The 9896-nt window shown below is 71.2% G+C and carries 10 protein-coding genes; 9 read left to right on the top strand and 1 reads right to left on the bottom strand.

From position 1 onward, the window contains the following. Nucleotides 1–72: 72 nt before the first annotated feature. From N2041_RS11890 to N2041_RS11900, 3 genes are read left to right on the top strand one after another with little or no spacing between them, the layout of a single operon-like run. Nucleotides 73–666: an acyltransferase gene (locus N2041_RS11890; RefSeq protein ID WP_297678805.1), complete on the top strand. Its 594-nt coding sequence runs from the start codon at nt 73–75 to the stop codon at nt 664–666. Further along, entirely contained in the window at nt 663–1598 is a 936-nt protein-coding gene (locus N2041_RS11895; protein WP_297678806.1) for a hypothetical protein, read from the top strand. Before N2041_RS11890 ends, N2041_RS11895 begins: the two co-directional genes overlap by 4 nt. Nucleotides 1599–1636: 38 nt before the next feature. Then, a complete protein-coding gene (locus tag N2041_RS11900; protein WP_297678807.1) occupies nt 1637–1975 on the top strand; it encodes a helix-turn-helix transcriptional regulator in 339 nt (112 codons plus the stop codon). Between the two features lie 175 nt (nt 1976–2150). Here N2041_RS11900 and N2041_RS11905 read toward each other — a convergent pair whose 3' ends face one another. Continuing rightward, nucleotides 2151–3113 carry an alpha/beta fold hydrolase gene (locus tag N2041_RS11905; RefSeq protein ID WP_297678808.1) on the bottom strand — a complete coding sequence of 321 codons (963 nt, stop codon included), beginning with the start codon at nt 3111–3113 and terminating at the stop codon, nt 2151–2153. A gap of 48 nt (nt 3114–3161) precedes the next feature. On the opposite strand from N2041_RS11905, the gene N2041_RS11910 reads away from it, so the two are divergent. The 6 genes from N2041_RS11910 (at nt 3162) to N2041_RS11935 (ending at nt 9784) form a co-directional block, all read left to right on the top strand. Further along, the gene (locus N2041_RS11910) at nt 3162–4316 is read left to right on the top strand and encodes a DegT/DnrJ/EryC1/StrS aminotransferase family protein (protein ID WP_297678809.1); all 1155 of its coding nucleotides are present in this window, start codon (nt 3162–3164) and stop codon (nt 4314–4316) included. A 61-nt stretch (nt 4317–4377) separates the two neighbouring features. After that, complete coding sequence (locus N2041_RS11915) at nt 4378–5415, top strand: hypothetical protein (RefSeq protein ID WP_297678810.1); 1038 nt, start codon at nt 4378–4380, stop codon at nt 5413–5415. A gap of 42 nt (nt 5416–5457) precedes the next feature. Then, on the top strand, nt 5458–6504 hold the full coding sequence (locus N2041_RS11920) for a hypothetical protein (RefSeq protein WP_297678811.1): 1047 nt from the start codon (nt 5458–5460) through the stop codon (nt 6502–6504). Nucleotides 6505–6699: 195 nt separating this feature from the next. Then, nucleotides 6700–7929, top strand: a complete 1230-nt coding sequence (locus N2041_RS11925; RefSeq protein WP_297678812.1) for an aspartate kinase — start codon at nt 6700–6702, stop codon at nt 7927–7929. Nucleotides 7930–7991: 62 nt separating this feature from the next. Next, nucleotides 7992–9230 (top strand): aminotransferase class V-fold PLP-dependent enzyme, encoded by a 1239-nt coding sequence (locus N2041_RS11930; RefSeq protein ID WP_297678813.1) that lies wholly within the window; start codon nt 7992–7994, stop codon nt 9228–9230. Between the two features lie 23 nt (nt 9231–9253). Then, nucleotides 9254–9784 carry a DinB family protein gene (locus N2041_RS11935; RefSeq protein ID WP_297678814.1) on the top strand — a complete coding sequence of 177 codons (531 nt, stop codon included), beginning with the start codon at nt 9254–9256 and terminating at the stop codon, nt 9782–9784. The last annotated feature ends 112 nt before the right edge of the window (nt 9785–9896 follow it).

Consider the following 9896-nt stretch of genomic DNA (forward strand, 5'->3'; position numbering starts at 1 on the left):
AAATCCCCCCGCCCTTCGGGGGGCCGCCGAACTGTTTACGGACAGTTTACAGCCCGCCCGCGAGGCCCTCCAATGCCGGCCTTCCCCGCCCTCCGCGATGCCCTCCGCCCCCTCGGCCGCCCCCTCCGCGCCGGCCTCGCACCCCTCCGCCGCGCCCGCTGGCGCGCCCGCTACCTCCGCGACGGCATCGAAGGCATCGCCATGGAGCTCCGCACCACCGTCGCCCACCACGAGGAGCTGCTCCGCCTCTTCGGCGCCAGCGTCGGCCGCGGGGTCTCCATCCACGGCCCCATCCACATCGTCAACGCCGGCCGCGATTTCTCGAACCTCCGCATCGGCTCCCGCGTCCACCTCGGCACCGATGTCCTCATCGACCTCGCCGATGCCGTCACCATCGAAGACGAGGCCACCCTCTCCATGCGCGCCAGCATCATCACCCACCTCGACGTCGGCCTTGGCCCCCTCCGCGAGCGCCGGCCCCGCCAGCAGGCGCCCGTCCGCATCGGCCGCGGTGCCTACCTCGGCATCGGCGCCACCGTCCTGCACGGCGTCACCATCGGCGAATGCGCCACCATCGGCGCCCACGCCCTCGTCGACCGCGATGTGCCCGCCGGCGCGACCGTCCTCGCGCCGCGCGCCCGCCGCGCCGGGGAAGCCCCCGCGTGAGCGACCGCCGCGGCCGTGTCCTCATCCTCGGCCTCCCCTACTTCGGCCGCCGCCTCGCCGCCGACCTCAGCTCGCTCGGCTGGCGGGCCGAGTACCTCCCCCACCCCGGCCGCAGCCTCCCCGCCTGGGGCCGCGTCGCCGCCGCCGTCGCCCGCGCCGATATCGTCTACCTCATCGGCAGCCGGCTCGACCGCGGGTCGCCCCAGGCCCGCCTCGCCCGGGTCCGCCGCCGTCCCATCGTCATCCACTGGGTCGGCACCGATGTCCAGATCGCTCTCGACGAACACCGCCGCCGCAACGCCGATGCCCGCCTCGCCGAGCGCGCCATCCACTGGTGCGATGCGCCCTGGCTCGCCGAAGAGCTCCGCGCGGCCGGCATCCGCGCCGAGGAGGTCCCCCTCCCGATCCCCGTCCCCGAAGCCGAACCCCCGCCCCTCCCGCCTCGCTTCACCGTCCTTCTCTACTATCCCGTCGACGCCTTCGACCGCGAAGTCTTCGACTGGGAGACGATGGCGCGCCTGCCCGGCGCCTTCCCCGGCGTCCGTTTCCTCCTCATCCCCTCGCCGCCGGAGACGCTGCCCGGGCCGCTCCCGCCCAACCTCGAAGCCCGCGGCTGGGTCGACGACATGGACGCCCTCTACCGCGAAATCACCGTCCTCGTCCGCCTCACCACCCACGACGGCCAGTCGTTCATGGCCGCCGAGGCGCTCGCCCGCGGCCGCTACGTCATCTGGACCCACCCGATGCCGGGCGCCATCCAGGCCACCGGCTTCGAGGCCGTCAGCGAGGCCCTCCGCCGCCTGCTCGAACGCCACGCGGCCGGCGCGCTCGGCCTCAACCTCGACGGCCGCCGCCGCGTCCTCGAGCGGTTCGGCGGCGGCGCGCCCCTCCGCGAGATCGACGAGCGGCTCCGGCTCCTCCTCCCGCGCTGACCGCCAGCCGCGGCCCCGCGGTACGATATCCCCGCGCCATGAAGCCGATCCCCACCCTCACCACCGATGAAGAGCGCGCCGCTGCCATCTTCCGCGCCCTCGGCAACCCCGCCCGGGTCGCCATCGTCAGCGAACTCGCCCGCCGCGCCGCCTGCGTCAGCGACCTCGTCGCCGCTCTCCCCCTCGCCCAGTCCACCGTCTCCCAGCACCTGAAAGTGCTGAAAGAGGCCGGCATCGTCCGCGGCGAGGTCGAAGGCCCCGGCGCCTGCTACTGCCTCGACCCGGAGGTCATCCGCTGGCTGGCAAAGTTTTGCTACGGCCTCTGCTGCCCGCCCGACAGGCCGGCCGCGCCTGGCGCCTCCGACTGCTGCAGCTGACCTGCGCCCGCGCGGGCGCGCCGCGTCACCTTTCCCCGCCCCCGCGCCATGGGAACGGCGAAGCCTTCTCGCGCGAGGTGGTTCCCCCGTGTTCCGGTTCCTCTGGCCCTTCCGGCGGTGGCGCCGCCGCCGGCGCTTTCGCCGCCGGCCGTTCGCCGGGCCCCGCCTCTGACCGTCAGCCCCGCAGCAGCCCGAGCGAGCCGAGGAAATCCAGCAGCAGCCGGTTCACTTCCGCCGGCCGCTCCTGCTGCGTCCAGTGCCCGCACCGCTCGAGGTGCTCCATCCGGATGCCCGGGATGAGCGCCGGCATCGCCGCCGCCATCTCCGGCTTCAAAATCGTGTCGTTGGCCGCGGTGATCATCATCGCCGGCACGTGGAGCTGCGGCCCTTTCGGCGCATCCGCCTCGTCCGCGTTCAGGTCCGCCCCGCGATACCAGTTCAGCCCGCCCCGGAAGCCCGTCTTCCGGTACGCCGCCACGTAGACGCCGATCTCCTCCTCCGAGAGGAACGACCGCCGGTCATCCGGGATGCGCGCCAGCACCCCGCTGCCGTCACCGCCCACCTTCATGAACGTCGTGAAGTCCTCCGCCCTCGTCCAGTCCATGAACACCTTGTGGAACGTCCGCTCGATGTCCGCCTCCAGCTCCGCCTCGGCGATGCCCGGCTGCAGGAAGTAGCGCATGTAGAACGTCGCATCCGTCAGCCCGTGGTAGTCGCGCAGCGCCTCCGTCGTCCTCCGGTTCGAAGGCGGCGCATACGGCGTGTTCAGCCCCACGATGGCGGCCACCCGCTCCGGGTAGCGCAGGCCCATCTGCCACACCACCGCGCCGCCCCAGTCGTGCCCGACGAACACCGCCCGCTCGAGCCCCAGCGCATCGAGCAGCCCCGCCATATCCGCGCAGAGCACCTTCATCGTGTACTGCGCCGGGTCCGCCGGCGCATCCGTCTCCCCGTAGCCCCGCATGTCCGGCGCGATCGCCCGGTAGCCGGCCTCCGCCAGCGCGTGCAGCTGGTGCCGCCACGAATACCACAGCTCCGGGAACCCGTGGCAGAACACCACCGGGAACCCCTCCCCCGCCTCCGCCACGTGCATGCGGATGCCGTTCGTTGCGATGAACCGGTGCCGGATTTCGGCCACGCGCGCCCCCCTGCTGGTAGCTACCGGCCCGTATCCTACACTGCCCCCATGGCCGAACTGCGCATCCCGTTCTTCCGCCCCGCCATCGACGACGACGACATCGCCGCCGTCGCCGAGACCCTGCGCAGCGGCTGGCTCACCTCCGGCCCCAACGTCCGCGAATTCGAGCGCGAACTCGCCGCCGCCTGCGGCGCCCCCTTCGTCAACGCCGTCAACTCCTGCACCGCCGCCCTCCACCTCTGCCTCCGCGCATGGGACATCGGCCCCGGCGATGAGGTCATCGTCCCCGCCTACACCTTCTCCGCCACCGCCACCGTCGTCGTCCACACCGGCGCCCGGCCCGTCCTCGTCGACGTCCGCGAACGCGACGCCAACCTCGACCCGGAAGCCTTCGAACGCGCCATCACCCCCCGCACGAAGGCCGTCATCCCCGTCCATTTCGCCGGCGAACCGTGCGACATGGATGCGATCCTCGCCATCGCCCGCCCGCGCGGCATCCGCGTCCTCGAAGACGCCGCCCACGCCATCGGCGCCGCCTACCGCGGCCGGCCGATCGGCAGCATCGGCGACGCCACCGCGTTCAGCTTCTACGCGACCAAGAACATCACCACCGGCGAAGGCGGCGCCCTCGCCACCGCCGACCAGGCCCTCTCCGACCGCGTCCGCGTCCTCACCCTCCACGGCATGACGAAGGACGCCTGGAACCGCTACGACGCCGGCGGCAGCTGGCGCTACGACATCGTCGAATTCGGCTTCAAGGACAACCTCACCGACCTCGCCGCCGCCCTCGGCCGCCGGCAGCTGGCCAAACTCGACCGCCTCACCGAAGCCCGCACCCGCATCGCCATGCGCTACCTCGCCAACCTCCGCGATGAGCCCCTGCTCACCCTCCCCGCCTTCGATGAGGCGAACCGCCACGCCTGGCACCTCTTCATGGTCCGCGTCGACAACCAGCGCTCCCCGGTCCAGCGCGACGACGTCATCCGCCGCCTCGCCGAGCGCGGCATCGGCACCTCCGTCCACTTCATCCCCCTCCACTACCACACTGCCTACCGCAGGCTCGGCTACCAGCCCGGCGATTTCCCCGTCTCCGAGCGCATCTTCGACGGCGCCATCAGCCTGCCCATGTTCCCCGCGATGACCGACGCCGACGTCGATTTCGTCTGTGAGAATTTGCGCGACATCCTCCGCGCGACCGCTTGAGCGGTAGCCCCATCCCGCCGAACAATGACCTCCACGGCCCCGTTCGGCCGCCGGAGGCTTCGTGTCCCGCTCCCTCGCCCCAGCCCTCGCCCTGCTGCTCCTCCCCCTCGCCCTCGTGGCCGCCGCCTGCGGCGATTCGACGAAGAAAGTCGCCCTCGACCAGTGGGTCGACGGCCTCTGCAACGCCGTCTCCGACTACGACAAAGCCGCCGAAGCCGCCGGCGAAGCCTTCATCGATGCCGACCTCGCCGATACGAAGGCCGCCAAGGCCGCCTTCGCCGAGTCCCTCGCGAAGCAGCGCGACGCCCAGAAGGCCTTCCGCACCGCCTTCGCCGACCTCGGCCAGCCCGACATCGACGGCGGCAAGCAGGTCGTCGACGCCTTCGAGCAGCAGTTCGACGAGAACACGAAGCGCACCGACGACGTCGAAAAGCGCGTCGCCGCCATCCCCGACCGGGCCGACTTCCTCACCGAGTTCCTGAAAATCGCCGACGACATCGGCGAACCCGACTTCCGGCCGAAGCTCGAAGCCGTCGCCAAAGACCACCCGAAGGTCAACGACCTCATCGCCGCCATCGAAGCCGACCGCCCCTGCGCCCGCACGCTCTTCAACATCGACGCCGCCGCAGAGCCCGAAAGCGAAGCCTGGGTCAGCGGCGTCTGCACTGCCCTCGGCACCTGGGTCCAGGCCCTCACCGACGGCGCCGACCGCCTCGACCGCGACGTCGCCCGCGCCGTGACCGTCGCCGAGGTCGAGCGCATCCTCGTCGACTTCTTCGAAGAAGCCCTCACCGACACCCGCGCGCTCAAGCGCAGCATCGGCCAGCTCAACCCGCCGCCCGTCAAGGACGGCCAGGCCATCCACCAGGTCTTCGTCACCGCTTCCGACGAGCTCGTCGCCGCCATGGAGCGCCTCACCCGCGAAGCCCGGTCCGTCAACTTCACCTCCGTCGAGCAGGCCCAGCTCGAGTCCGACCGCCTCATCACCCTCATCGACCGCCTCTTCAGCGACGCCGCTTCCACCTTCGACGAGCTCCAGCAGTACGACCCCGAAGGCCTCGACGAGCTCTTCCAGACGCTCCCCGAGTGCCAGTTCTGACCCCTGTCATGCCCCTTGCGCGGGAGGCGTATACTCCCGCGCATGGCGCAGGCACCCGTCTTCGAATCCGATAACGAGCTCCTCCGGCTCGCGCAGGGCCTCCGCAGCGCCCTCGGCGCCCCCGCGCCCGTCGCCCAGTCGCGCCGCGTCCTCGTCGGCTTCCGCGGCAAAGCGCGCCTCTTCTACTACCCGCCCCTCGGCGGCCCCCGCCTCCGCACGCCGCTCGTCCTCTTCCCCTACCTCGGCATCTCCCGGCCCTACATCTTCGACCTCCGCCCCGGCGAATCCTTCGCCGAATTCCTCGCCGCCGAGGGCGTCCCCTTCTACCTCGTCGACTGGGGCATCTTCGGCCCCGAAGACCGCGACCTCGGCCTCGATGACATCGTCGCCGACATGATCCCCTCCCTCCTCCGGCAGGCGCTCCGCCACGCCCGCGCCGAGGCCGCCACCGTCTTCGGCTACTGCATGGGCGTCCCGATGACCGCCTCCGCCCTCGCCTTCGACCCCTCCCTCCCGGCGAAGAACTACCTCGCCATGGTCGGTCCCATCGACTTCTCCATCGGCGAATTCCCCCGCATCACCGATGAAGACCGCTTCGACGTCGACGCCGTCATCGAAACCTTCGACCTCATGCCCGCCGAGTTCATCCGCAGCGGCTTCAAGATGCTCAACCCCCTCGGCGACCTCCAGCAGGCGAAGGCCCTCCTCGAAAACGCCGGCAACCGCCAGTGGCTCGAAGGCTACAAAGCGATGAACCGCTGGGCCAGCGAGTGGATCCCGCTCCCCAAGCAGTTTTTCCGCCACTGGGTCCGCCACTTCTACCAGCGCAACGAACTCATCCGCGGCGAACTCCGCATCATGGGCCAGCCCATCGACCTCCGCCGCATCACTGCCCCCGTCCTCTGCATCGGCGCCACGAAGGACGACATCGTGCCCGCCGCCAGCGCCTGCGCCCTCATCGATGCCGTCGGCAGCGCCGACAAACAGTTCCTCGAGCTCGAAGGCGGCCACATCAGCGTCATCGCCGGCCGCCGCGCCCGCACACAGGTCTGGCCCGCCCTCGCCGACTGGCTCCGCGCCCACGATTGAGGGGGAGGGAGAAGGGAGGAGAGAGAGGAGGGAGGAGCCAGGCTCCACCTCTCCCGACCGCCTCCAACTTGCCGTTCCCTGCTCCCCGCTCCCCGTTCCCCGTTGCCCATTCCCAATCTCCCTTCTCCCTCCTCCCTCCTCCCTTCTCCCTCCCCTCCGCTTCCCCGTTCCCGCCTCCCGCCCTACGCTACCTCCGTGCTCGTCGTTCAGAAGTACGGCGGAACCTCCGTCGCCGACGCGGAGCGGATCCGCCACGTCGCTGGCCGCATCATCCGCAGGGTCCGCCAGGGCGACCAGGTCGTCGCCGTCGTCTCCGCCATGGGCTCCGCCACCGACGACCTCATCGACCTCGCGCTCCAGGTCGCGCCCGACCCCGACCCGCGCGAGCTCGACATGCTCCTCTCCACCGGCGAGCAGGTCAGCGTCGCCCTCCTCGCCATGGCCCTCAAATCCCTCGGCCAGGAAGCCGTCGGCCTCACCGGCCAGCAGGCCGGCATCATCGCGCAGGGCCGCCACTACCAGGGCCGCATCTCCCGCGTCGAAGCCGACCGCGTCCGCGCCGAGCTCGCCGCCGGCCGCGTCCCCGTCGTCGCCGGCTACTGGGGCGTCAACGAACACCAGGAGATCTTCACCCTCGGCCGCGGTGCCAGCGATACCACCGCCGTCGCGCTCGCCATCGCCCTCGGCGCCGACCGCTGCGAAAACTGCAAAGACGTCGAAGGCATCTACACCGCCGACCCCCGCATCGTCCCCACCGCCCGCAAGCTCAGAGACATCGCCTACGAAGAGATGCTCGAGCTCGCCACCCAGGGCTCGCAGGTCATGCACAACCGCGCCGTCGAGCTCGCATCCGTCTACAACGTCCCCATCCTCGTCACCTCCAGCATGGTCGAAGCACCCGGCACCCTCATCCGGGGGGAGGCAGAATTGGAAGAACGCAACCGCGTCCGCGGCATCGCCCACGACCTCGACGTCGCCAAGATCACCGTCCGCCGCGTCCCCGACCGGCCCGGCATCGCCGCCAACATCTTCGAACCCCTCGCCGAGGCCGGCATCAGCGTCGACACCATCGTCCAGAACGCCTCCGAAGCCAACCTCACCGACCTCTCCTTCACCGTCTCCCGCTCCGACCTCCGTCGCGCCGAGCAGCTCATGCCCGAGATCTGCGCCCGCGTCGGCGCCCCCGAATGGACCTCCAACGCCAACCTCGGCAAGGTCTCCATCGTCGGTGTCGGCATCCAGACCGCGCCCGGCTACGCCGCCCGCATGTTCCGCGCCCTTTACGATGCCGGGATCAACATCGAACTCATCTCCACCAGCGAAATCCGGCTCACCTGCATCATCGCCGCCGACCGCGTCCACGACGCCGTCCGCGCCCTCCACGCCGCCTTCGAACTCGAAAAGGCCGACGCCGACCCAGCCTGACCCTGCATCCCCGCCGGCCGGCAGGTAGACTCCGCCCCAGCCCACCCGGTTCGGAGTCCGCCATGCCCATCCCCGAGCGCGGCCGCCCATGGCCCGAGATCGCCGCCGAGATGGAGGCCGCCCGCGCCCGCGACCTCGACTGGCGCCATGGCCGCCACGGCGCCTACGTCTGGTACGCCTCCGACGAGCTCGAACACGTCCTCCGCGAAGCCTTCGGCATGTTCCTCGTCGAAAACGGCCTCGGCATCCGCGTCTTCCCCAGCCTCGCCCGCATGGAAGCCGACGTGCTCGAATCCGTCGCCGTGCTCCTCGGCGGCGGCCCCCAGACGCCCGGCATCTTCACCAGCGGCGGCACCGAAAGCATCTTCCTCGCCGTCTACGCCATGCGCGAATGGGCCCGCGCCAGCCGCCCCGGCCTCGAACGGCCCGCCATCGTCGCGCCCCATTCCGCCCACCCCGCCCTCAACAAGGCCGCCCACTACCTCGGGCTCGATGTCCGCCGCGTCCCCGTCGGGCCCGACTACCGCGCCGACCCGGCCGCCATCGCGGCCGCCGTCGATAGCCGAACCATCGGCCTCTACGCCTCCGCGCCCGCCTACTCCCTCGGCGTCATCGACCCCATCGCCGACCTCGCCCGCCTCGCCGCCGACCGCGGCCTCTGGCTCCACGTCGATGCCTGCGTCGGCGGCATCCTCGGCCCCTTCGTCCGCGAGCTCGGCTACCCCGTCCCGCCCTTCGCCTTCGACTGCGACGGCGTCACCTCCGTCTCTGCCGACCTCCACAAATCCGGCTTCGCCGCCAAGCCCGCCTCCGCCCTCCTCTTCCGCTCCGAAGCCCACCGCGACTACGCCCGCTACACGTTCGACGACTGGCCGAGCGGCACGTACAGCGGCCTCACCTTCACCGGCACCCGCCCCGGCGGCGCCATCGCCGCCGCGTGGGCCGCGTTCCAGTTCCTCGGCCGCGAAGGCTACCGCGGCCTCGCCGCCGCCAGCATGCGCGCCCGCGCCGCCATCGAAACCGGCCTCCGCGAGCGCATCCCCGGCGTCCGCATCCACGGCGAGCCGCCCCTCTACGCCTTCGCGTGGGCCGCCGAAGGCGTCAGCATGGGCCGCGTCGCCGCCGCCATGGCCCGCGAAGGCTGGGTCGCCGGCCGCACCACCTCGCCCGATGGCATCCACGTCATGGCGACCCCCGTCCACGAGCGGTACGCCGCCGACTACGCCGAAGCCGCGGCCCGCGCCGTCGAAGCCGCCCGCTCCGGCGATTCGACCGGCACCGCCCGCGCAGCGTACAACTGACCGACCACACCGCCGGAGGCCCCGTGAACCGCATCGAGATCGAACTCAAGCTCAGCCGCGACCGCGCCTGGCTCCTCGAAACCCTCTCCGCCATGAGCCCCGACGAGCTCCACGCCCCGCGCACCCGCTCCGAGCACGACCCGGAGAAGTGGTGGTCCTACGCCGACCACTTCATCCACACCACCCTCATCGAACGGAACTGGAACGACATGGTCCGGCGCCACCTCCGCGGCGAACCCGCCCTCCCCCGCCGCCTCCGCCCCGACGGCGCCCCGCAATCCCGCGAGGAAGTCATGGCCGGCATCCACGAATGGACCGAGGCCTGGGCCGAAGAGCACCGCGGCAAGCCGTTCGACGAACTCGCCCGCATCGGCCTCGCGGCCCGCGCCGAGACCTTCGCCCTCCTCGCCGACCTCACCGACGACCAGCTCCAGCAGACGATCCCCGGCGCCCCCTGGGCCGACGGCACCATCGGCGGCATCCTCGCCGCCAACGCCGACCACGGCCGCATGCACTTCAAATGGGCGAAGGAAGGAGAGGGGAGGAGGGAGTAGGGAGGACGGAGGAACGAGGAGGGAGAAAGGGAGAAAGGGAGAAAGGGAGAAAGGGAGAAAGGGAGAAAGGGAGAAAGGGAGAAAGGGAGAAAGGGAGAAAGGGAGAAAGGGA

It is taken from the genome of Tepidiforma sp. (genome assembly GCF_026419595.1).
Taxonomy (GTDB): domain Bacteria; phylum Chloroflexota; class Dehalococcoidia; order Tepidiformales; family Tepidiformaceae; genus Tepidiforma.

Bases quoted from the DNA above. Each gene is read 5' to 3' on its own strand.
- N2041_RS11920 (WP_297678811.1), top strand. From the start codon at position 5,458: ATGGCGCAGGCACCCGTCTTCGAATCCGATAACGAGCTCCTCCGGCTC.
- N2041_RS11930 (WP_297678813.1), top strand. From the start codon at position 7,992: ATGCCCATCCCCGAGCGCGGCCGCCCATGGCCCGAGATCGCCGCCGAG.
- N2041_RS11910 (WP_297678809.1), top strand. From the start codon at position 3,162: ATGGCCGAACTGCGCATCCCGTTCTTCCGCCCCGCCATCGACGACGAC.
- N2041_RS11890 (WP_297678805.1), top strand. From the start codon at position 73: ATGCCGGCCTTCCCCGCCCTCCGCGATGCCCTCCGCCCCCTCGGCCGC.
- N2041_RS11900 (WP_297678807.1), top strand. From the start codon at position 1,637: ATGAAGCCGATCCCCACCCTCACCACCGATGAAGAGCGCGCCGCTGCC.